Source organism: Pseudomonas sp. (genome assembly GCF_049645325.1).
GTDB lineage: Bacteria > Pseudomonadota > Gammaproteobacteria > Pseudomonadales > Pseudomonadaceae > Aquipseudomonas.
Genome location: NZ_JBARTQ010000134.1, coordinates 1 through 21,353 on the forward strand (window position 1 = coordinate 1; position 21,353 = coordinate 21,353).

General features: G+C 61.6%; 19 protein-coding genes. 9 read left to right on the forward strand and 10 right to left on the reverse strand.

The genetic code is table 11. From position 1 onward, the window contains the following. Positions 1-113 precede the first annotated feature (113 nt). Together WBB95_RS05930 and WBB95_RS05935 are read right to left on the reverse strand one after the other, a co-directional pair. The gene (locus tag WBB95_RS05930) at positions 114-1,415 is read right to left on the reverse strand and encodes a serine/threonine transporter (protein ID WP_424486711.1); all 1,302 of its coding nucleotides are present in this window, start codon (positions 1,413-1,415) and stop codon (positions 114-116) included. A gap of 63 nt (positions 1,416-1,478) precedes the next feature. After that, complete coding sequence (locus WBB95_RS05935; RefSeq protein WP_424486712.1) at positions 1,479-2,855, reverse strand: L-serine ammonia-lyase; 1,377 nt, start codon at positions 2,853-2,855, stop codon at positions 1,479-1,481. Between the two features lie 137 nt (positions 2,856-2,992). Here WBB95_RS05935 and WBB95_RS05940 point away from each other — a divergent pair, with 137 nt between their 5' ends. Together WBB95_RS05940 and WBB95_RS05945 are read left to right on the forward strand one after the other, a co-directional pair. After that, a complete protein-coding gene (locus WBB95_RS05940; RefSeq protein WP_424486713.1) occupies positions 2,993-3,940 on the forward strand; it encodes a LysR substrate-binding domain-containing protein in 948 nt (315 codons plus the stop codon). A gap of 212 nt (positions 3,941-4,152) precedes the next feature. Next, positions 4,153-4,563 (forward strand): HPF/RaiA family ribosome-associated protein, encoded by a 411-nt coding sequence (locus tag WBB95_RS05945; protein ID WP_424486714.1) that lies wholly within the window; start codon positions 4,153-4,155, stop codon positions 4,561-4,563. Between the two features lie 54 nt (positions 4,564-4,617). On the opposite strand, the gene WBB95_RS05950 is transcribed toward WBB95_RS05945, so the two are convergent. Further along, positions 4,618-6,129, reverse strand: coding sequence for an MFS transporter (locus WBB95_RS05950; RefSeq protein WP_424486715.1), 1,512 nt, complete (start codon positions 6,127-6,129; stop codon positions 4,618-4,620). A gap of 104 nt (positions 6,130-6,233) precedes the next feature. On the opposite strand from WBB95_RS05950, the gene WBB95_RS05955 reads away from it, so the two are divergent. Continuing rightward, a complete protein-coding gene (locus WBB95_RS05955) occupies positions 6,234-7,145 on the forward strand; it encodes a LysR family transcriptional regulator (protein ID WP_424486716.1) in 912 nt (303 codons plus the stop codon). Here WBB95_RS05955 and fecA read toward each other — a convergent pair. From fecA to WBB95_RS05970, 3 genes are all read right to left on the reverse strand, one after another. After that, positions 7,142-9,478 carry a TonB-dependent Fe(3+) dicitrate receptor FecA gene (gene fecA / locus WBB95_RS05960; RefSeq protein ID WP_424486717.1) on the reverse strand — a complete coding sequence of 779 codons (2,337 nt, stop codon included), beginning with the start codon at positions 9,476-9,478 and terminating at the stop codon, positions 7,142-7,144. The two genes, WBB95_RS05955 and fecA, sit on opposite strands and share 4 nt — an antisense overlap. A 91-nt stretch (positions 9,479-9,569) precedes the next feature. After that, the gene (locus WBB95_RS05965; RefSeq protein WP_424486718.1) at positions 9,570-10,511 is read right to left on the reverse strand and encodes a FecR domain-containing protein; all 942 of its coding nucleotides are present in this window, start codon (positions 10,509-10,511) and stop codon (positions 9,570-9,572) included. Continuing rightward, positions 10,508-10,996 (reverse strand): sigma-70 family RNA polymerase sigma factor, encoded by a 489-nt coding sequence (locus WBB95_RS05970; protein WP_424486719.1) that lies wholly within the window; start codon positions 10,994-10,996, stop codon positions 10,508-10,510. The genes WBB95_RS05965 and WBB95_RS05970 overlap by 4 nt, the downstream gene beginning before the upstream one ends. Before the next feature lie 170 nt (positions 10,997-11,166). Between WBB95_RS05970 and WBB95_RS05975 the strand changes: the two genes are divergently transcribed. Genes WBB95_RS05975 through WBB95_RS05995 form a run of 5 tightly spaced genes read left to right on the forward strand, consistent with a single transcriptional unit; the run spans position 11,167 to position 14,927 of the window. Next, a complete protein-coding gene (locus WBB95_RS05975) occupies positions 11,167-11,469 on the forward strand; it encodes a DUF3649 domain-containing protein (RefSeq protein WP_424486720.1) in 303 nt (100 codons plus the stop codon). Then, entirely contained in the window at positions 11,466-13,040 is a 1,575-nt protein-coding gene (locus tag WBB95_RS05980; RefSeq protein WP_424486721.1) for a PepSY-associated TM helix domain-containing protein, read from the forward strand. Before WBB95_RS05975 ends, WBB95_RS05980 begins: the two co-directional genes overlap by 4 nt. Further along, positions 13,041-13,367: a DUF3325 domain-containing protein gene (locus tag WBB95_RS05985; protein ID WP_424486722.1), complete on the forward strand. Its 327-nt coding sequence runs from the start codon at positions 13,041-13,043 to the stop codon at positions 13,365-13,367. Positions 13,368-13,374: 7 nt separating this feature from the next. Beyond that, positions 13,375-13,953, forward strand: coding sequence for an RNA polymerase sigma factor (locus WBB95_RS05990; RefSeq protein WP_424486723.1), 579 nt, complete (start codon positions 13,375-13,377; stop codon positions 13,951-13,953). Continuing rightward, positions 13,950-14,927, forward strand: a complete 978-nt coding sequence (locus tag WBB95_RS05995) for a FecR family protein (RefSeq protein WP_424486724.1) — start codon at positions 13,950-13,952, stop codon at positions 14,925-14,927. Before WBB95_RS05990 ends, WBB95_RS05995 begins: the two co-directional genes overlap by 4 nt. A gap of 126 nt (positions 14,928-15,053) precedes the next feature. Here WBB95_RS05995 and WBB95_RS06000 read toward each other — a convergent pair whose 3' ends face one another. Next, a complete protein-coding gene (locus tag WBB95_RS06000) occupies positions 15,054-15,404 on the reverse strand; it encodes a glutaredoxin family protein (RefSeq protein ID WP_424486725.1) in 351 nt (116 codons plus the stop codon). Continuing rightward, positions 15,404-16,408 carry a nucleoid-associated protein YejK gene (gene yejK, locus WBB95_RS06005; RefSeq protein ID WP_424486726.1) on the reverse strand — a complete coding sequence of 335 codons (1,005 nt, stop codon included), beginning with the start codon at positions 16,406-16,408 and terminating at the stop codon, positions 15,404-15,406. The genes WBB95_RS06000 and yejK overlap by 1 nt, the downstream gene beginning before the upstream one ends. Before the next feature lie 396 nt (positions 16,409-16,804). Between yejK and WBB95_RS06010 the strand changes: the two genes are divergently transcribed. After that, positions 16,805-17,086: an HU family DNA-binding protein gene (locus WBB95_RS06010; RefSeq protein ID WP_003212743.1), complete on the forward strand. Its 282-nt coding sequence runs from the start codon at positions 16,805-16,807 to the stop codon at positions 17,084-17,086. 64 nt (positions 17,087-17,150) lie between these two features. Here the strand turns inward: WBB95_RS06010 and rlmF are convergent, their stop codons facing one another. Both rlmF and WBB95_RS06020 read right to left on the reverse strand, forming a co-directional pair. Then, entirely contained in the window at positions 17,151-18,170 is a 1,020-nt protein-coding gene (rlmF, locus tag WBB95_RS06015) for a 23S rRNA (adenine(1618)-N(6))-methyltransferase RlmF (protein ID WP_424486727.1), read from the reverse strand. Between the two features lie 238 nt (positions 18,171-18,408). Continuing rightward, positions 18,409-21,255 carry a valine--tRNA ligase gene (locus tag WBB95_RS06020; RefSeq protein WP_424486728.1) on the reverse strand — a complete coding sequence of 949 codons (2,847 nt, stop codon included), beginning with the start codon at positions 21,253-21,255 and terminating at the stop codon, positions 18,409-18,411. Positions 21,256-21,353 lie beyond the last annotated feature (98 nt).

Genomic DNA, 21,353 nt, shown 5'->3' on the forward strand with positions numbered 1-21,353 from the left:
GGCTTGCTCGCGAAAGCGGTGTGTCAGCCAATAAACACTTAGCTGAAGGACCGCCTTCGCGAGCAAGCCCGCTCCCACATTGATTAGTGGTGTTGTTTAGATCGTGGGCTATTTCAGGGCAGCACGGAAAAAACGATCGCAGACAGCGCAATCAGCCCGATCACCACCACAAACACATTCGAAACCTGGCCCGAATACTTGCGCAGAGCGGGCACGCGGCGGATCGCGTACATCGGCATCAGGAACAGCAGGCACGCGATGATCGGCCCGCCCAGGGTTTCGATCATGCCCAGGATGCTTGGGTTGAAGGTGGCCACGGCCCAGCAGGTCAGGACCATGAACAACGCGGTGCTGCGTTCCAGCCATTTGGCCGACAGGCTGCGGTTGCGCCCGCGCAGGGATTTGACGATCAAGCCCTGAAAGCCTTCGCTGGCGCCGATGTAGTGGCCCAGGAAGGATTTGGTAATTGCCACCAGCGCAATCAACGGCGCGGCGTAGGCGATTACCGGGGTCTGGAAGTGGTTGGCCAGGTACGACAGGATCGAAATGTTCTGCGCCTTGGCTGCCGCCAGGTCCGCTGGCGACAGGGCCAGCACGCAGCTGAAGCAGAAGAACATCACCGTCAGCACCATCATGCCGTGGGCGGTGGCCAGGATGCCGCTGCTTTTACGCTCGGCCTGCGCGCCATACACGCGCTTCTGGTCGACGGCGAAGGCGGAGATGATCGGCGAGTGATTGAAGGAGAACACCATCACCGGGATCGCCAGCCACAGGGTCTTGAAGAACAGCGGCAAGGGCATGCCCTCGCTGGCGGAGGCGAAGAACGCGCCGTTCCAATTCGGGATCAGGCTGACGGCCAGCAACAGCAGGGCGGCGACGAACGGGTAAACCAGCACGCTCATGGCCTTGACGATCATGCTCTGGCCGCAACGCACAATGGCCATCAGGCCGAGGATCAGCACCAGCGACAGGATCGCGCGCGGCGGCGGGGCCATGTGCAGTTGGTGTTCCATGAAGCTGCTCAGGGTGTTGGTCAGCGCTACGCTGTACACCAGCAAAATCGGGAAGATCGCAAAGAAGTACAGCAGGGTGATCAGCTTGCCCGCGCCGACGCCGAAGTGCTCTTCGACCACGTCGGTGATGTCGCCGGACGTGCCCGACAACACAAAGCGCGTCAGCCCACGGTGAGCAAAGAACGTCATCGGGAATGCCAGCAATGCCAGCACGATCAGCGGCCAGAAGCCGCCGACGCCGGCGTTGATCGGCAGGAACAAGGTGCCTGCGCCGATGGCCGTGCCGTAAAGGCCGAGCATCCAGGTGGTGTCGTGTTTGGTCCAGCCTGTGGTCACGGTTGTTGCAACTGCAGGGTGTTCGCTAGCAGGATTTTCGGCAGCAGGTGTACGTACATCGGTCATCGGTATTGCCTCGTTATTATTTTTGCGCGGGCTCACGTAATGGGGCAGGAAGCAGTGCTCCGATCAGCACTCCACCCAGCTGACCGCCAGGCCGCCCCGTGAAGTTTCTTTGTATTTGTCATGCATGTCGGCACCGGTATCGCGCATGGTGCGGATCACCCGGTCGAGGGAAATGAAGTGTTTGCCGTCACCGCGCAGGGCCATCTGCGTGGCGTTGATCGCCTTCACTGCAGCGATGGCGTTGCGCTCGATGCACGGCACTTGCACCAGGCCCCCGACCGGGTCGCAGGTCAGGCCGAGGTTGTGTTCCAGGCCGATTTCGGCGGCGTTTTCCAGTTGCTCCGGGGTCGCGCCGAGGATGTCGGCGAGGCCGGCGGCGGCCATGGCGCAGGCTGAACCCACTTCGCCCTGGCAGCCAACTTCGGCGCCGGAGATCGAGGCGTTTTTCTTGCACAGGATGCCGACAGCGGCAGCAGCCAGGAAGAAATTGACCACATCGTCGTCAGACGCGTCGGTGTTGAACTTCATGTAGTAATGCAGCACCGCCGGGATGATCCCCGCCGCGCCATTGGTCGGCGCGGTGACCATGCGCCCGCCGGCGGCGTTTTCTTCGTTGACGGCGAGGGCGAACAGGTTGACCCATTCCATGGCCGACAAGGTTGAGGTGATCACGTTGGGTTTGCCGATTTCCAACAGGCTACGGTGCAATTTCGCTGCACGGCGAGGCACGTCCAGACCGCCTGGCAAGATGCCTTCATCGCGCAGGCCTTGCTCGACGCATTCGCGCATCACCGACCAGATATGCAACAGGCCGCTGCGGATCTGTTCATCGCTGCGCCACGCGCGCTCGTTGGCCATCATCAGCTCGGAAACTCGCAGGCCGTGTTTGTTGCACAAGGCCAGCAATTCCACAGCGCTGGAAAAGTCGTAGGGCAATTGCACGTCGCTGGTCGGCGCGATGCCCGACTCAGCCTCCGCGGCTTCGATGATGAAACCACCGCCTACCGAGTAGTACGTTTGCTCGCTGAGCAGGCCGTTTTCTCCATAGGCGTGCAGGGACATGGCGTTGGGGTGGTAGGGCAGGCTTTCGTCCAGCAGCAGGAGGTCGGTGTGCCAGTTGAAGGCAATCTCCTGGCTGCCTGTGAGCAACAGGCGACCGGATTCGCGCAGTTGCTGAATGCGTGGGTTGATCGAGGTCGGGTCAACCTGATCCGGCCATTCGCCCATCAATCCCATGACGCAGGCGCGGTCGGTGGCATGCCCTACGCCGGTGGCGGACAGCGAGCCGTACAGTCGCACTTCGACGCGGCGGGTAGCGCTGAGCAAGTGTTGATCGGTCAGGGCCTGGGCAAACGTCGCCGCCGCCCGCATCGGGCCGACGGTATGGGAGCTGGACGGGCCGATGCCCACTTTGAATAGATCGAAAACACTGATAGCCATGCTAAAGCCTTACAAGCAATGGAGGAGAAATCGCTGCCATGTTTTGTAGGACGAGCGGAATTGGCGCGATACTGAGCCTCTGGATCGGCACTGACCAACGAATTATCCTAAGACACCCTTTAGCAGGACTAAACCCTATGAGCCGCCATCTGCATGGCCAGACGTATGTCTGGTTGCACGTTTTTTCCTGCGCGGCGCGGCATTTGTCGTTTACCCGCTGCGCCGAAGAACTGCACATCACACCGGGGGCGGTGAGCCAGCAAATCCGCCAGTTGGAAGAGCGTTTGGGCTTTCGGCTATTTCACCGGCGCGCGCGGGGCGTGGAGTTGAGTGCCGAGGGGCAACGGCTGGCGACAACGGTGGCAGAGGCTTACGGCAGCATTGATGCTGAGCTGCAGCGCTTGGACGCTGGCATGATCAGTGGCACCCTGCGCCTGCGCTCGATCCCGTCATTCCTGGGGAAATGGCTGACCCCGCGCTTGCCGCGTTTGCAGCAACGTTTTCCGGATATCCAGCTGCGCATGGTCGCCGAAGACAGCAGCATCGCGCTGCACGAAGGCGACTTCGACCTGGCCATCGACTTGAACGACGGCAGCTACCCTGGCCTGTTATCCACCGCCTTGCTCGACGAGCAGATTTTCCCGGTGTGTGCGCCGAGCCTGCTGCGCGGCCGTCCACCGTTGCACGGCCCGGCCGACCTGGTGCATTTCCCGCTGTTGCACGACATCACCGCCTGGCGTGGGAGTTATGAGTACGCCGAGTGGGAGTTTTACCTGAATGCCATCGGCTACCACGACGCCGACGTACGGCGCGGGCACACCTTCAACCGCAATCATCTGACCATCGAAGCCGCCATCGCCGGCATGGGCGTGGCCATTGCGCGGCGCACCTTGCTCAACGATGAGCTGGAGCGTGGCACCTTGATCGTGCCGTTTGGCCTCGCCGTGCCCAACCATAAACGTTACGTGCTGCTGTATGCGCCGGGTGCGTTGAACCACCCGGGCGTGCGCGCGGTGCATGACTGGCTGGTAGAAGAGGCGGGGATTTTTCGCGGATTGCACCCGTTGGGAGAGGGGCAATTATGAGGTTCGCTGGACGTAAGAAGATGTAACTAACTCCCCACCCTAACAGCGTTTTTGCCCGTCGTCAGACTTAATTTGTAATGTGTGATTTATCTTTGCAAAGGGGTTGAATTGTTCTTCTGACTGCTCAATTGTGTAATCAAGAGGTCATGGTTTCACCACCCTGGTGTCGCAGTTGTGACCTCTCGCGAGCTAGCTGAAATAAGGGAAGAACTATGCAAATCCAAGTCAATAGCGATAACCATATTGAAAGCAGCATCCGACTGGAGGAGTGGGTACGTACGACCATTGAGAGCACGCTCGAACGTTACGAAGAAGACCTGACCCGCGTTGAGGTCTACCTGAAGGATGAGAATGGCGACAAGCCCGGTCCTCACGATTTAAGTTGCCGCCTGGAAGCTAGGCCAAAGGGCCATCAACCGGTTTCCGTATTGCACAAGGCCGATACCCTGGAACAGGCGATCGACGGTGCCGCCACCAAGCTGGATCATGCGTTGGAACATTTGTTCGGCAAACTGCAAGGCAAGCCACGCGCTGCCGGGAAAAACCAGCCGAACAACAAAGTGAACGATGACGCGCTTGAAGAGGAATTCCTGGAAAACGAAAACGCAGCGATTAACGGCTGACCACTTTTTCACTCCCCACTAAAAACGGGCCTGCACATGCAGGCCCGTTTTCGTTTACCGGCGCTGCCGGAAAAAATACCCGCTCAACAGTGCCAGCCCGCATGCGCCAACGCCCGCAAACAGCATGGCCCAACCGGCGCCGTGGCGCAGTGCTGCCTGGGCATCGACGGGCGCCAACACCAGCGCATCCAGCTTGCCAGCCGCGATATTCTGGCTGATGGCCGGCCAATCCACGGCCGTGGTGGCGGGCAGCAGGCTGGCGAGGTGATGGCTGATCCCCAGCAGCAGCACCAGGCCCATCAGCGCAATGTTCAGCGCCAACGTGATCAGCCGCGCACTCAGGTCGATACCCGAAGCCATGCCCGCGCGGTCCGCCGAGACGGAGCCTGTGGTGGTGTTGGTGGTCGGTGAGTTGGTCAGCGCCAGGCCCACGCCCGCGATCACGCAACTGAACAGCACCCGCACGATGCTCGGATGCTCGGCGCCATTGGCCGCCGCCATGGCTATAAACCCTGCGCCCATCAAACCCAGGCCCGCGGGAATGATGCGCTCGGCGCCATAGCGCAAGGCCAGGCGTTCGGCCAGCGGTGGTACCAGCAAGGTCGGCAAGGTGTAGGCGAGCAGGGCGCCGCCGGTGGTCAGGGTGTCGTAGCCCAACCCCGCCTGGAAATAGAGCGGCAGGTAGATCATGAACGGCCAGAAGCTGAAGTTCATGCCGATCGACCCCATCAACGCGCCGTTGAAGCGCTGGATGCGAAACACCGAGAAATCAAACATCGGGTGCGGGCTGCGTCGCTCAATCAGGATGAACAGCAACAACGCCGCCATCGATAAACCCGCCCAACCGAGCATGGCGGGTGTGCCAAAACCGTTTTCGGTGCCTTGGGTGATGAAGTACACCAGCGCGAACACCGACAACGTCAGCGTGAGCATGCCGGCGATGTCGAGGCGATGACCGGCCGGGTCGCGCGACTCCTGCACGCTGATGCGCAACAGCACCAAGGTCAGCAGGGTCAGCGGCGCATGCACCAGAAATACCCACCGCCAGTCCGCCACCGCCAGGATCAACGCCCCCACCATCGGCCCGAAACCCAGGCCCACGCCCGCGATCACGCCCCAGACAGCGAATGCTCGCGCCCGCGCCGCCGGTTCGCGGAACTGGTGCGAAAGAATCGCGAACTGGCAGATCATCATCGCCCCGGCGCCCACGCCCTGCACGAACCGTGCGGCGATCAGCGTGGAGGCGTCGTTGGCCAAGCCACAGGCCAGCGAGGCCAGCCCGAACAGCCACAAACACAGCACCAGCATGCGTCGGCGCCCGAAGCGATCGGCCAATGTGCCGGCCGCCATCAACACGCTGGTGCAGGCCAGGGTGTAGGCATTCATGATCCATTGGGCATCCTCAAAACCGGTGCCCAGTTGTTGTTCGAGGGTCGGCAGGATGACCGGCACGCTGGAGATCTCCAGGCCGAACATCAGTGCAACAAGGCACACGGCGGTGAGGGCGAGACCGTCTCTGGCGGTGCGCGGGGGGCTGACGGCCAATAACGTGGCGGCGGGTGGCATGGGACTCTCCTGGCTATGGGTATCGGATTATTCTCAGGGGAATCTGATTCTTTATTTGTGATAAGTTTTCCAGCAATACGGGAACCAAGAGCGACAATTAACCCATGGCTATTCCACGTTTTGACGGCGTAGAACTCTTTCTGCAAATCGTCGAAAGCGGCAACCTGACCGAGGCCGCCGAACGCCTGAACCTCACACGCTCTGCGGTGGGCAAGGGCTTGGCGCGGCTGGAAGCGCGCTTGGGCACCTGCCTGTTGCAGCGCTCCACTCGCCGCCAGCGCCTGACCGAGGATGGGCAGGCCTATTACGAGCATTGTTTGCGTGCGCTGGCGGAACTTGAAGCGGCCGAATCGGTGCTGGAAAGTGGCCGGCATGCGCCACGCGGCCGCTTGAGGGCCAGCGTGCCATTGGCGTTCGGCCACCACTATGCGGCACCGGCGTTATGGCGCTTGATGGACCAGTTTGCACAGTTGGAGGTCGAGATTTCGTTTTCCGACCGGGTGATCGACGTGGCTCAGGAAGGCTTCGACCTGGCCGTGCGCATCGGCGAGCTGCCCGACACTGACCGTTTGAGCGCGCGCCGTTTGGGCGAGCAAGGTATCGGCCTGGCGGCTTCGCCTGCGTATTTGCAGCGCTTCGGTGCAATTGAGTGCGTCGACGACTTGGTCGGGCACCGTGGCATCGCTTATCGCTGCAGTGCGCCGCGTCAGGAATGGGAACTCAATGATGCTCAAGGCCAGCCGCACCGAGTGCGCGTGGCCTCGCCGTTGATGATGGACGACCTGCAGGCCGTGGCCGATGCCGCGATTGCGGGTGTCGGCCTGGCCTGGCTGCCAAGTTGGCTGATCGCGCATTACGTGCTGCGCGGGCAACTGGAAGCGGTACTGCCGAGCTACCGCGACCAGCCTTCACCGATCCATGTGATCTGGCCGACGGCCACGCATATGCCAGCCAAGGTGCGCTGCGCCATTGATGCGTTGGTGGCAGGCACGCCCAGTTGCCTGGCGGGCAGTTAGAACGCGATGGACGTCTGCACATAGACCGTGCGCGGTTCGCCGACGTATTTGCCTTTGTTGTTATCGTCGAACGAGCGCGTGTAGTACTGCTTGTTGAGGATGTTTTTCACACCGACCGCCACGTTCAAATCCGACAGCTGCGGGCCGAAGTCATACGCCGCGCGGCTGCTGAACAGCATGTAGCCGGGGATACGTCCGGTGCTGCCGTCGGCGCTTTCCGCCTGGGTGTTGGCGTTGTCGGCGAACTGGCTGCTCTGGTAGCTGCTGTCCAGGTTGAGCTTCCAGCGGCCTTCGGTGTAACCCACGCCGAGGGTGCCTTTGTGCTTGGACGAGAAGGGCACGCGGTTGCCTTTGTTCGGGCCGTCTTCGCGGATGGTCGCATCGACGTAGGCATAGGTGGCGTACAGATCAAAACCGGCCAGCGCCGGGCTCAAACCGTCGAGGGCGTAGTTGATGCTCGACTCGATACCCTGGTGGCGCGTTTCACCCCGGGCGATCACCGAATCGTTGGTCTGGTTGCTGTCGTACTGGTTGTCGAAGTTGATCAGGAACGCACCGATTTCCGCGCGCAAGGTGCCGTTGTCATAACGCGTTCCGAGCTCCCAGGTGCGGGCCTTTTCCGGTTTTACTTCACCACTGGTCACGCGGTTCGGCATCTGGCTGTACTGCACGCTGCCGAACGAGCCTTCGGTGTTGGCGTAGAGGTTCCAGTCGTCGGTGAGGTGGTAAAGCACGTTCAAGGCCGGCAGCGCGGTGTTGTAGTCGCCCTTGTACTTGACGTTGGTCAGGTTGTTGGTCTGCTGGGATTCGATCATCTCGTAGCGAATGCCCGGGGTGATGGTCCACTTGCCAATATCAATGCGGTCATCGACGAAAAACGCATTGGCTTCGGTGGCGCCCCGCGTGTCGCGGTCGTTGCGGCTGTTGGTGTCGGGCAGTTGCTGGTTGGCGCTGATCGGCGTGCGGTAGCGCAGCTCGTGGCCGGCTTCGTTGATGTAGCGGTAGCCGACACCCACTTCATGGCTGCTCGGGCCGAGGTCGAAGCCTTGGGCAAAGCGGGTTTCCAGGCCGCGCACCCAGTACTCGCGCGGCGACAGCGAAAGGAAGCTGCCCTGGTCCAGGTAACCATTGCGCAAGGTGGTGGTGAAGAAGGTATTGGCGGTGAACTCGCGGCGGTCTTCCTGGTAGCGGTAACCGGCGTTGAACATCGTGCGGCGGCCCCAGAATTTGTCGTAGGGGCGTGTGGACTGATACGGGTCGGCCTTGTAGTCCTTGACGTTCAAGCCGCCGGGCATATCGGCCTGGCCTTCGTAGTACTGCGCCATGGCGTTGAAGCTGTTGGCGTCGTCGAGCTGGTATTTACCCTTGAGGATCAGGTCGTCGATGCGCGTGTTGCTGTTTTCACGCCAGTCGCCGCCACGGGTGCCCGAATACAGGATCGCGCCGCCCAAACCGTTGTCGGCAGTGCCACCGGCCAGCAGGTTGCCGGTGGTCTTGAAGCCGTCGTGGCTGGAGGACGGGCTGGTTTCGGTCTGCAAACCGCCTTTGACCGTCGGCGCATCCGGGATCGCGCGGGTCACGAAGTTGACGATGCCGCCGACGTTCTGCGGGCCATAACGCACCGCGCCGCCGCCGCGTACCACGTCCACGGCATCCATGTTGCCCATGCTGATAGGCGCGAACGACAGCTGCGGTTGGCCGTAAGGCGCGAAAGGCACCGGAATGCCGTCCATCAACACGGTGGAGCGCGAGGCCAGGCGTGGGTTGAGGCCGCGAATACCGAAGTTCAGCGCCATGTCGTGGCTGCCGGTGCCGTTGTTGTCCGGCGCGTTGACGCCGGGAATGCGGTTGAGCACGTCGCGGGCCTGGGTCGCGCCCTGGCGCTCGAACGCTTCGCGGCGGATCACGTCACGCGCGCCGGGGTGCTCGAACACGTTGGTTTGCGCGGCATCACCGAGCCAGTCGCCGACCACGCTTGAGGTCTGCAATTGAAGGACTGCGGGGGCGCTGGCCGGTTGCAGGCTGTAGGCGTTTTCACCCTCGGCGCGGGCTTGCAGGCCGGTGCCTTCGAGTAGTTTTTGCAAGCCTTCAGCGGCGCTGTAGTTACCCGACAATCCGTGGCTCTGCAGCCCTGCCGTGACCTCGGAGCCGAAGGAAATCAGCACGCCCGCCTCGCGACCGAACTGGTTCAGCGCCGCTTCCAGGGTTGCCGGCGCGATGTGATACGGCTTGTCATCGGCCGCCATCACTTGAGGCAGCAGGGTAAAACTGAGGCTGGCGCCCAACAGGAGTTGGCGCAAGGTGCGGGCGAGCAGGGTGGGTTGTTGGGGCATGAAGGGCGGTCCTGAGAAGGAAGGATCAAGGGGGCTTTCCTTCTCTGTCACGCGAGGGCTGGAAAACGGCTCACGGTTGCAGAAAATAATTTCAGGCGCGGGCCTGCACTGTCACCCAGTAGCGCGTGAAGCGCCGCACTTTGACCGGCAGGCTGACTTCCAGCAGGTCGAGAATGCGTTCGCTGTCGTCCAGCGGGTAACTGCCGGACAGCAGCAGGTTGGCAACCTGCGGGTCGCAGTTGAGCTGGCCACGGCGATAGCGGCCCAGTTCATTGAGGAAGTCTTCCAGGCGCATGTGCGCCGCCACCAGCATGCCGTCGGCCCAGGCGCCGGTGTTGGCGTCGGTGGCGCGCGGGGTGTCCCAACCCTTGCGGGTGAAGTTGACCTGCCGTGCGGCCTCGACGGTCAACGGCAAGCCGCTGTAGCTGTTGGGCATCACATCGACATGGCCGTCAAAGACCGCCACTTGGGTGTGGTCGTTGAACTGGCGCACGTTCAGCCGCGCCGCCTGGCTGCTGAGCAGGCCCTGGCCGGTCAGCACCCTCAACGGTTCATTGCCCGCGCGGGCGGTCAGCAGGATTTCGCCCTCCAGCAGGCGGATCAAGCGCTGTTGGCCATCGAAATGCACGTCTACCGCGCTGCCGGTGTTGAGCTGCAACTGGCTGCCATCGGCCAGTTGCACCGTGCGGCGCTGGCCGAGGGGGCTGCGGTAGTCGGCGGTCAGTGGCGGCAGGATGTGTTGCTGGCGCAAACCCCAGGCGGCGGCGGAACCGGCCCCCAGAATCAGCAGTAATTTCAAGGCCTGACGCCGGCTGCTGGAGGTTGGCGCGTTCAACGCCGCATGCGCGAGGGGCGAAGGCATGCCGCGCAGGCGTTGGTTGACGCGCTGGATGTGGTCCCACGCGCGCTGATGTTCGCTGTGGGCATTCAACCATTGCTGCCAAGCCGCCTGCTGGCGCGGGTTGAGCGCGCCTTGCTGCATTTCCATCAGCCAGCGCACGGCTTGTTCGGCCACCTGGGTGGAGACGTTCATAGGGCGAAGTAGCAGCGCATGGCCGCTTTGTTCAGATGGCGTTTGACGGTGGCGATGGAGATGCCCAGTTCTGCGCCGATTTGTGCGTAGGTCAGGCCGTCGAGCTGGGCCAGCAGGAAGGCGCGTTTGACGGTGATGGGCAGACCGTCGAGCAGTTGGTCGAGCTCGATCAGGGTTTGCAGGATGATCGCGCGTTCTTCTTCCGACGGCGCGACGTGTTCGGGCATCTGCGCAAGGGCATCGAGGTAGGCGCGCTCCAGGTCCTGGCGGCGGTAGAAGTTGAACAGCACGCGCTTGGCGACGGTCGTCAGGAAGGCGCGGGGCTCGATCAGCGTCGGCGCTTCGCGGGCGGTGAGCACGCGGACAAAGGTGTCCTGGGCCAGGTCAGCCGCGCTTTGCGGGCAGCCGAGCTTGCGTCGCAACCAGCCGGTGAGCCAGTGGTGATGGTCCTGGTACAAGACTTCGACGGTGTTGGACGGCTGCAACGCAATCACTCCGCAAGCATTGACATGCTTTAGAGAACAAGAATTGTTCGCATTGTAGGGCGCAAGACCCGGTTCGGCAATCCGCCGGAGAAGGTGATTCATCCGTTCTCTTTTGCTTATGAGAATATTTATCATTAATATTGCGCGCTGATGAACCTGGCGTCTCCCGCATGAAAAGCAAAACCTCACTTCCGGTTTCCTACCGCCTTGGCGTCACGTCGCGGCTGCTGGCTGCCGTGGTCGGCGGCTACCTGATGGCGTCCCTGGCGGCCGTCTGCCTGGCGCTGTGGATGCCCACCTCCCGCGCCGACGCGGTGATTACCGGGATGATGAGTTCGTTCGTGTTCTATCTGCTCGCCGTCATCTGGTGCTTTGCCTGCCGCACGGCGTGGCGCGCGTGGCTTGGCGTAATGTTGCCGAGCGCACTGTTTGGCACCCTTGCGGGTGTGGGTTTGTGGATGGTGCGCACATGAAAGAGGGCTTTCGTCAGGCGATGGCATGGTTGCACACCTGGGCCGGATTGATTTTTGGCTGGCTGCTGTTTGCGATTTTCCTGACAGGCACCTTGTCCTATTTCAAGGACGAAATTACCCATTGGATGCAGCCTGAAGTGCAGGCGCATCCGGTGGACGATGCGCGCAGCCTCGCTGCCGCCCAAACCTATCTGCAGCAGCAGGCGCCCAACGCCGCGCGCTGGTTTATTACCCTGCCGGACAGCCGCGACCCTGGCCTGTCGGTGATGTGGCAAGACAAAGTCGACCCCGGCAAGCGCGGTAATTTCATCCAGAAGGTTCTCGATCCGGTCACTCGCCAACCTGTTGAGGTCCGTGAAAGCATGGGCGGCGAATTCTTCTACCGTTTCCACTTCCAGTTGCAAATGCCCTACCCGTGGGGCCGCTGGTTGTCGACCATCGCCGCGATGGTGATGTTTGTCGCGCTGATCACCGGCATCATCACTCACAAGAAAATCTTCAAGGACTTCTTCACCTTCCGCCCTCGCAAAGGCCAGCGCTCCTGGCTCGACGGGCATAACGCGGTGGGCGTGCTGGTGTTGCCGTTTCACCTGATGATCACCTACAGCAGCCTGGTGATTTTCATGAACATGGTGATTCCGGCGCCCATCGTCGCCACGTATGGCTACGACACCCGCGCCTTTTTCAATGACGTATTCCCCGCCACCCACAAGGCGCCGGCGCTCGGCCAGCCGGGCCAATTGCTGGCGCTGGGGCCGATGTACGAACAGGCGCGGGCGCAATGGGCGGGTGGGCATGTCGGGCGGCTGGTGGTTAACAACCCGGGCGATGTGAATGCCTCGGTCAATGTGTTCCGCGCAGGCTCCGACCGTGTGGTGCATGATTTTGGCAGCACCGTGTCGTTCAACGGCACCACCGGCGAATTGTTGCGGGTAAGCGGTGAGCAATCGCTGCCGGCGGCCATCGGCGGCAGTTTCTACGGCCTGCACATGGGCCATTTTGCCGGCCCGGTGCTGCGCTGGCTGTACTTTATCTGTGGCTTGGCGGGCACGGCGATGATCGGCACCGGCCTGGTGATCTGGCTTGGCAAACGCCAGCTCAAACACGCGAAAAGCGGCGTGATGCCGTTTGAGCTGCGCTTGGTGGAAGTGCTGAACATCGCCAGCATGTCCGGGTTGATGATCGGCATTGGCGCGTTTTTCTGGGCCAATCGCCTGCTGCCGGTGAGCTTCGCCGAGCGTTCCGACTGGGAAGTGCAGGCCTTCTTCATTGCCTGGGGCGTGAGCCTGCTGCACGCGATGCTGCGCCGGGGCCGTCAGGCCTGGGTCGAGCAACTGAGCGTCGCCGCGCTGCTGTTTGTCGCAATCCCACTGCTTAACGCAATCACCACGTCTCATCACTTGGGTGTTTCGTTGGTGGCTGGCGATTGGGCCATGGCTGGCTTCGACTTGACCTGCCTGGCCAGCGGCCTGTTCCTCACGTGGGCGGCCTGGAAGATGCAGCACCGCACGGTGCCGCACCCCAAGGCTGACCGCGCGCGCGGTTTGACGCTCAAGCAGGAGGCCCACTGAATGCTGCTCGCGCTGCTGATGTGCTACGCCGGGTTTGCTGCACTGTGCCTGTCGACCGATCGCCACCATGGCGAGTTATTGCACAGCAAACCCTCGCCGCGTCGCCGGCTGGGGTTGCGTGTGGGCGGTTGGCTGCTGCTGACGGTGTCGATCTGGCCGGCCATTGCGGCCACGGGATGGAGCCAGGGGTTGGTCGAGTGGTGCGCCGTGTTGATGTTCAGCGCGTTGCTGCTGGTGTTGCTGTTGCCGTATCGGCCAAGGCTGGCCTTGAACCTGGCGGGCGTCGGCCTGCTCGCCAGCCCTGTCGCGGCCTTCGTCCTATTCTGAGCCTCTCATGATAATCAGCACGCCACCGGAACCCCAAGACCGCCCGCACACCGAGGCGGCCGGCGGGCGTGCGCATTTCCTGCAGGTGTTCTTGTCCCAGCGTTCGCAGATGGAGGCGCTGGTCAGTCGGCGCGTGGGCTGCCGTGCCACGGCGGCCGACCTGGTGCAGGACCTGTTCCTGCGCTTCTGGCGCCGGCCTCTGGTGCAGGTCGAAGAACTCAGCACCTACCTGCTGCGCTGCGCCGGCAACATCGCGATCGACCATCTGCGCAGTGAAGGCGCGCGGGTGCGCAGCAGCGAAGGCTGGTGGCCGGAACACCAGGACAATCAAAGCTCGGAGCCACAGGCCGCGCTCGAAGCCGGCAACGATTTGCGCCATGTCGAAGCCGCGCTGCGCAGCTTGCCGGAGCGCACTCGGCAGATATTCCTGCTCAACCGAATCCATGGGCGCAAGTACGCGGAAATCGCCAAGGCCATGGGGTTGTCCCAAAGTGCCGTGGAAAAACATATGATGCGTGCCCTCGAAGCCTGCAAGGCCAGCCTTCGCGAACCATTGCCCGCACGCACGCCAGGGAAAGCACCGTGAACGTCACTCCAACGCCTGCCCAGGAACAGGCCGCACTCGACTGGTTGAGCCTGCTGCACGACCAGCCCAGCAGTGGCGACCAGGCCACCTTCAGCCGTTGGCTGCGCGCCGACCCCGCGCATGTTGAAGCCTACGCCCAGGCCCAGGTGCTGTGGGAGTTGAGCGAAGTGCCGGCGCGCGCGCTGGCGGACGAAGACTGCGTGGCCTTGCAGGGCTACTTAAATGCCATGAACACCACGAAACGCCCGCGCGCTGTGCGCTGGACTGGCGCCTTGGCCATGGCCGCGTGCCTGCTGCTGATGGTGTCGATGGGCGCTGGTTGGCAGCCGTCGCGCTGGGTCGATGACTTCGGCGCCGATTACGTGACCGCGCCGGGCGAGGTGAGAACCGTCACCCTGGCCGATCAATCCCAAGTCACCCTGGATGCCGACAGTGCTATTGCCGTGGATTTCAGTCACGGCGAGCGGCATGTCCAACTGCGTCGCGGTGCCGGATTTTTCAGCGTGACGCATACGGGCGAGTCTTTTGTGGTCGAGGCGGGAAGCGGCGAGGCGCGGGTGCTGGGCACGCAGTTCGAAGTGCGTCTGCAACCGGCCGGTGCCCAGGTAACGGTGTTGTCCGGCCGCGTTGGCGTGACGCCGTCCCGGCAGGGTCAACAGCAAATTCTGACGGCGGGCCAGCAAGTGGCCTACGCCGAGGGCGTGGCCGAGGCGATGCATGGCGTCGACAGCGAATCACGCCTGGCCTGGCGTGATGGCTGGCTCAATTACTACAAGGCGCCGCTGGCCGATGTGGTCAAGGACCTGGGCCGTTACTACCCGGGCCGAATCCTAATGCTCAACGAAGAAATGGGCGCCAAGCGCGTCAGCGGCAGCTTTCCGAGCAAGGACCCGCAGGCGGTGCTGAATGCGTTGCAGGCGGTGTTGGGGTTTGAGCAGCACAGCGTGTTGGGGCGGGTGATTGTGGTGCGTTAGCTGAGATCGGCAGGTACTGGCTTGCTCGCGAAGGCGGTGAACCAGCCTATGTATTTGGCGACTGACACTGCGCTTTCGCGAGCAAGCCCGCTCCCACACTTGATCCGTTGTGCTCTACGGAGAGTGTTATTTCAATGCCGCCATAATTGCTTCGGGGTCAAACTCCCGAATCAGCGTGCCATTGACCTCCACAAACGGAATCCCGCCGCCGCCCAATGCCTCATACGCCTTGCGCGCCTGGGCGTCCTTCTCGATATCGAACGCCTGGTACGGGATGCCTTTCTGGTCGAGGAAGCGGCGGATCTGCTTGCAGTAGCCGCACCACTCAGTGGAATAAAGCACCACGTGCGCCGAAGCGCGTGTGTGCTCTGAAACCACCTGCGAGGGGTTGAACAGCCGCTCGATCTTGCCCCAGTTCTGAATCACCACGACGACCAGCAACACCAGCAGGACTTTCTTCAGAATCCCGCCGAGCATCAGTTACGGCGCTTGAGCTGGTCGGTCAGCTGGGTCGGCAGGCCCTTGATGATCAAGGTGCCGGCGGCTTCGTCGTATTCGATCTTGTCGCCCAGCAGGTGCGCTTCAAAACTGATCGACAAACCCTCGGCGCGGCCGGTGAAGCGGCGGAACTGGTTGAGGGTGCGTTTATCCGCCGGGATTTCCGGCGACAGGCCGTAATCCTTGTTGCGAATATGGTCGTAGAACGCTTTTGGCCGTTCTTCATCGATCAGGCTCGACAGTTCTTCCAGGCCCATGGGCTCGCCGAGCTTGGCCTGGCTGCTGGCGTAATCCACCAAGGTCTTGGTTTTTTCGCGCGCCGATTCATCCGGCAAGTCTTCGCTTTCGACGAAATCGCTGAACGCCTTGAGCAGGGTGCGGGTCTCGCCGGGGCCGTCGACGCCTTCCTGGCAACCGATAAAGTCGCGGAAGTATTCGGAGACCTTTTTGCCGTTCTTGCCTTTGATAAACGAGATGTATTGCTTGGACTGCTTGTTGTTCTGCCACTCGGAGATGTTGATGCGCGCGGCCAGGTGCAGTTGGCCCAGGTCAAGGTGGCGCGACGCGGTCACGTCAAGCTCGTCGGTTACCGCCACGCCTTCGCTGTGGTGCAGCAGGGCGATGGCCAGGTAGTCGGTCATGCCTTGTTGGTAGTGGGCAAACAACACGTGGCCGCCGGTGGAGAGGTTGGACTCTTCCATCAGCTTCTGCAGGTGCTCGACCGCAGTGCGGCTGAAGGTGGTGAAATCCTGGCCGCCGTCGAAATAGTCCTTCAACCAGCCGCTGAACGGGTGCGCGCCAGACTCGGCATGGAAGAAGCCCCAGGCCTTGCCTTGTTTGGCGTTATAGCTCTCGTTAAGGTCGGCGAGCATGTTCTCGATGGCGGCGGATTCGGACAGCTCCGAATCACGGGCGTGGAGAACTGCAGGTGTGCCGTCGGGTTTTTTGTCGATCAGGTGGACGATGCAATGACGGATCGGCATAGGCTTCTCGGCTGGTTGAAGGGGAGCGGGTGGCCTCCCCAAAAAGTCGCCCAGTGTACCGCACCCGTTGGCCAAGACACGCGTGGAAGGGCGTTTTGGGCGACCTCCGACGGCCCATATGCCTTTTTTTCACGGTTTAGAGCGATAAAGCTGACCAAATGGCTAGGTAGAGGCGGATATTTCCCCGTCTCTGTGCTAGTTTTGCCCCGTCTTACGCCAAGTCTCGGCGTTAAGCGTGCATTCAGCATCTGTCAGGTCGAACCAATCCCCGTTTCAAGCATCTATAACCCCGATCTCCGTGGTTATGGCCGGGGGTGCCAGGCCATGACGGTCGGGCTCGATGGCTGACACTGCACTCTGCAATCCATATGAATTTGATAGGGAAGGAACACCACAATGGCTATTACTAAAGACCAACTGATCGCTGACCTGGCTGAAGCAGTAGACGCACCGAAGACCACCGTGCGCGCTCTGCTGGACCAACTGAGCCAGATCGTTGCTGATCAGCTGGAAAACGGCGGCGAAATCACTCTGCCAGGCGTTGGCAAACTGAAAGTGACCGAGCGTCCTGCCCGTACTGGCCGTAACCCTTCGACTGGCGCTGCCATCGAAATCGCTGCCAAGAAAGTTATCAAGCTGGTTGTGGCCAAAGGCCTGACCGACGCTGTTAACAAGTAAGACGCAGCAAAAAAAACCGTGCTCCGGAGCGATCCGGGCACGGTTTTTTGTTGCCTGCGATTTGTTAGTCGCGAACCCAGCGTTGACGCCAGAGTTGCTGTTCGTTCTTGGTTTGGAACGTCCAGGCGACAAAGCGGCTTTGCTTCTGGCCCTGAGACATCTCCACCACCTGGCTTTCCAGCACGCCGGCTTTTCTCAGTGCGGTCTGGATCACGGGCAGGTTCGACGCTTTGGACACCAGGGTGCTGAACCACAACACCTTGTGGGCAAAGTGCGCGCTCTCGGCAATAAGCTGTGTCACAAAGCGCGCTTCACCGCCTTCACACCACAATTCGGCCGATTGGCCACCGAAGTTCAGCACCGGCAACTTGCGTTTAGGGTCGGCTTTGCCCAGGGCGCGCCATTTGCGTTCGCTGCCCTTGGTGGCTTCGTCCATGGACGCGTGGAACGGCGGGTTGCACATGGTCAGGTCAAAGCGCTCGCCCGGCTCCAGCAGACCCAGCAGGATCTGCTTGGGGTTGGTTTGCAGGCGCAGTTGAATGACCTTGCTCAGGTCGTTGGACTGCACGATGGCCTTGGCGGCTGCCACGGCGATAGGGTCGACCTCCGAGCCCAGGAAGTTCCAGCGATACTCCATGTAGCCAATCAGCGGGTAGACGCAGTTGGCGCCCATGCCGATGTCCAGCACCTTGACGATTGAGCCGCGCGGAATCTTGCCGTCGTTGACGCTGGCCAGCAGGTCGGCGAGGAAATGCACGTAGTCGGCACGCCCTGGCACCGGCGGGCACAGGTAATCCGCCGGGATGTCCCAATGCTGGATGCCATAGAAGGCTTTCAGCAACGCCCGGTTGAACACCCGCACAGCGTCCGGGCTGGCGAAGTCGATGCTCTCTTTCCCGTAGGGGTTGAGGATCACGAATTGCGCCAGTTCCGGCGTGGTCTTGATCAGCGCCGGGAAGTCGTAACGGCCTGTGTGGCGGTTGCGCGGGTGCAAGGTAGCCTCTTTACGCGGGGCAACGGGCTTGGCCGTGGCGGCGATTTTAGGCTTCTTGCGCGGAGGTTTAGGCGTGCTGGGGGTGGTCATGTTGGTTCTGGTGTTGGCTCAAAGTGGTGGGCATTGTCACACATCTTGAGCCCAACTCGTTTAAATGTGGGAGCTGGCTTGCCTGCGATGCAGGCAACTCGGTCTATCAGTCAGACCAGGGTGATGCCATCGCAGGCAAGCCAGCTCCCACATTGATTGGGTTTACAGCGGGAGAGGGGGTTGAGAACAGACCAAAAAAAAGAGACCCGAGGGTCTCTTTTTTTACGCAGGCTTCAGCTTACAGGCTGGAAATCCGCGCGTGTTGCTCGGCCAACTTGCCCAGGGCCTGTTCGGCCTCGTTCAGTTTGGCGCGTTCTTTCTCGATCACTTCAGCCGGCGCCTTGTCGACGAATGCCGCGTTGGACAGCTTGCCGCCCACGCGCTGCACTTCGCCTTGCAAACGCGCAATTTCCTTATCGAGGCGGGCCAGTTCGGCGCCCTTGTCGATCAGGCCGGCCATCGGCACCAGCACTTCCATGTCGCCGACCAATGCGGTCGCCGACAGCGGTGCTTCGGCGCCGGCAGCCAATACGGTGATCGACTCCAGCTTCGCCAGCTTCTTGAGCAGCGCATCGTTCTCGGTGAGGCGACGCTGATCTTCGGCACTGGCGTTCTTCACGAACACTGCCAATGGCTTGCCTGGCCCGATGTTCATCTCGGCGCGGATGTTGCGCGTGCCCATCATCAGGGTCTTGAGCCACTCGATATCGCTTTCGGCAGCCTCATCGATGCGCGCTTCGTTGGCCACTGGCCAAGGTTGCAGCATGATGGTCTTGCCTTCGATACCGGCCAGCGGCGCGATGCGCTGCCAGATTTCTTCGGTAATGAACGGCATGAACGGGTGCGCCAGGCGCAACGCCACTTCCAGCACGCGCACCAGGGTGCGGCGGGTGCCGCGCTGGCGTTCGATCGGCGAATTTTCGTCCCACAGCACAGGCTTGGACAGTTCCAGGTACCAGTCGCAATACTGGTTCCAGATGAACTCGTACAAGGCTTGTGCGGCCAAGTCGAAGCGGAACTGCTCGAGCTGGCGGGTCACTTCGGCTTCGGTGCGTTGCAGTTGCGAGATGATCCAGCGGTCGGCCAGGCTCAGTTCGACTTCTTCGCCGTTCTGACCGCAGTCTTCGCCTTTGTCCAGCACGTAGCGCGCAGCGTTCCAGATCTTGTTGCAGAAGTTGCGATAGCCTTCGACGCGGCCCATGTCGAACTTGATGTCGCGACCGGTGGACGCCAGCGAACAGAACGTGAAGCGCAGGGCGTCGGTGCCGTAGCTGGCGATACCGTCTGCGAACTCTTCGCGGGTCTGTTTCTCGATCTTCTTCGCCAGTTTCGGCTGCATCAGGCCCGAGGTGCGTTTTTGCACCAGGGTTTCCAGGTCGATGCCGTCGATGATGTCCAGCGGGTCCAGAACGTTGCCCTTGGACTTGGACATTTTCTGGCCCTGGCCATCGCGCACCAGCCCGTGCACATACACGGTCTTGAACGGCACCTGCGGCGTGCCGTCCTCGTTCTTCACCAAGTGCATGGTCAGCATGATCATCCGGGCAACCCAGAAGAAAATGATGTCGAAGCCGGTGACCAGCACGTCGGTGGAGTGGAATTTTTTCAGGAATTCGGTCTGTTGCGGCCAGCCGAGGGTGGAGAACGTCCACAGGCCCGAGCTGAACCAAGTGTCCAGTACGTCATTGTCCTGCTGCAGCGCGATGTCTGCGCCGAGGTTGTGCTTGGCACGCACTTCGGCTTCGTCGCGGCCTACATAAACCTTGCCCGACTCGTCGTACCAGGCAGGAATGCGGTGGCCCCACCACAGCTGACGGCTGATGCACCAATCCTGGATGTCGCGCATCCACGAGAAGTACATGTTTTCGTACTGTTTAGGCACGAACGCGATGCGACCATCTTCCACGGCGGCAATCGCGGGCTCTGCCAGCGGCTTGGTGGACACGTACCATTGGTCGGTCAGCCACGGCTCAATGATGGTGCCGGAACGGTCGCCCTTCGGCACTTTCAAGGCGTGGTCGTCGACGCTTACCAGCAAACCGGCGGCGTCAAAGGCGGCAACGATTTGCTTGCGCGCGTCGAAACGGTCGAGGCCGGCGTATTCGGCCGGGATCTTGCCGTCGATGCTTTCATTCAGCGTACCGTCCAGGTTGAACACCTGGCAGGCAGGCAGGACGGCGGCGTTTTTGTCGAATATGTTCAGCAGCGGCAGGTTGTGGCGCTTGCCGACTTCGTAGTCGTTGAAATCGTGGGCCGGGGTGATTTTCACGCAGCCGGTGCCGAATTCAGGGTCGCAGTAGTCGTCCGCGATAATCGGGATGCGACGGCCAACCAGGGGCAGCTCGACGAATTTGCCGATCAGCGCCTTGTAGCGTTCGTCTTCCGGGTTCACCGCCACGGCGGAGTCGCCAAGCATGGTTTCCGGACGGGTGGTGGCCACGATCAGGTAGTCGTTGCCTTCAGCGGTCTTGGCGCCGTCGGCCAGCGGGTACTTGAGGTTCCACAGGAAGCCTTTCTCGTCGTGGTTTTCCACTTCAAGGTCGGAAATTGCCGTGTGCAACTTGGTGTCCCAGTTCACCAGGCGCTTGCCGCGGTAGATCAGGCCGTCTTCGTGCAGGCGCACAAAGGCTTCTTTCACGGCTTCGGACAGGCCGTCGTCCATGGTGAAGCGCTCGCGGCTCCAGTCGACGGAGGAGCCCAGGCGACGGATCTGACGGCTGATGTTGCCGCCGGACTGGTCTTTCCATTCCCAGATCTTTTCCAGGAATTTCTCGCGGCCGAGGTCGTGGCGGTTCTGGCCGGTGGCTTCGAGCTGGCGTTCCACCAGCATCTGGGTGGCGATACCGGCGTGGTCGGTACCCGGTTGCCACAGCGTGTTGCGGCCCTGCATGCGGCGGAAACGGATCAACGCATCCATGATCGCATTGTTGAAGCCATGGCCCATGTGCAGGCTGCCAGTGACGTTCGGTGGCGGAATCATGATGGTGTAGGAATCGCCCGCGCCTTGCGGGGCGAAATAATTCTCGGACTCCCAGGTCTGGTACCAGGAAGTTTCAATAGCGTGCGGCTGGTAGGTCTTATCCATGCGCGGCGGGACCCTAGTTGGCATTAATTCAGGAAAGCCGACAAGTATAACGGGGGATAAGGCGCAGGGCGAGGCGAAGACAGGCTTGAGATGTACGC

Coding starts and splice junctions, on each gene's coding strand:
- WBB95_RS05975 (WP_424486720.1), top strand. CDS start 11,167: ATGAAAAGCAAAACCTCACTTCCGGTTTCCTACCGCCTTGGCGTCACG.
- WBB95_RS05985 (WP_424486722.1), top strand. CDS start 13,041: ATGCTGCTCGCGCTGCTGATGTGCTACGCCGGGTTTGCTGCACTGTGC.
- WBB95_RS05965 (WP_424486718.1), bottom strand. CDS start 10,511: ATGAACGTCTCCACCCAGGTGGCCGAACAAGCCGTGCGCTGGCTGATG.
- fecA (WP_424486717.1), bottom strand. CDS start 9,478: ATGCCCCAACAACCCACCCTGCTCGCCCGCACCTTGCGCCAACTCCTG.
- yejK (WP_424486726.1), bottom strand. CDS start 16,408: ATGCCGATCCGTCATTGCATCGTCCACCTGATCGACAAAAAACCCGAC.
- WBB95_RS05990 (WP_424486723.1), top strand. CDS start 13,375: ATGATAATCAGCACGCCACCGGAACCCCAAGACCGCCCGCACACCGAG.
- WBB95_RS05980 (WP_424486721.1), top strand. CDS start 11,466: ATGAAAGAGGGCTTTCGTCAGGCGATGGCATGGTTGCACACCTGGGCC.
- WBB95_RS05955 (WP_424486716.1), top strand. CDS start 6,234: ATGGCTATTCCACGTTTTGACGGCGTAGAACTCTTTCTGCAAATCGTC.
- WBB95_RS06020 (WP_424486728.1), bottom strand. CDS start 21,255: ATGGATAAGACCTACCAGCCGCACGCTATTGAAACTTCCTGGTACCAG.
- WBB95_RS05935 (WP_424486712.1), bottom strand. CDS start 2,855: ATGGCTATCAGTGTTTTCGATCTATTCAAAGTGGGCATCGGCCCGTCC.
- WBB95_RS06010 (WP_003212743.1), top strand. CDS start 16,805: ATGGCTATTACTAAAGACCAACTGATCGCTGACCTGGCTGAAGCAGTA.
- rlmF (WP_424486727.1), bottom strand. CDS start 18,170: ATGACCACCCCCAGCACGCCTAAACCTCCGCGCAAGAAGCCTAAAATC.
- WBB95_RS05950 (WP_424486715.1), bottom strand. CDS start 6,129: ATGCCACCCGCCGCCACGTTATTGGCCGTCAGCCCCCCGCGCACCGCC.
- WBB95_RS06000 (WP_424486725.1), bottom strand. CDS start 15,404: ATGCTCGGCGGGATTCTGAAGAAAGTCCTGCTGGTGTTGCTGGTCGTC.
- WBB95_RS05930 (WP_424486711.1), bottom strand. CDS start 1,415: ATGACCGATGTACGTACACCTGCTGCCGAAAATCCTGCTAGCGAACAC.
- WBB95_RS05945 (WP_424486714.1), top strand. CDS start 4,153: ATGCAAATCCAAGTCAATAGCGATAACCATATTGAAAGCAGCATCCGA.
- WBB95_RS05940 (WP_424486713.1), top strand. CDS start 2,993: ATGAGCCGCCATCTGCATGGCCAGACGTATGTCTGGTTGCACGTTTTT.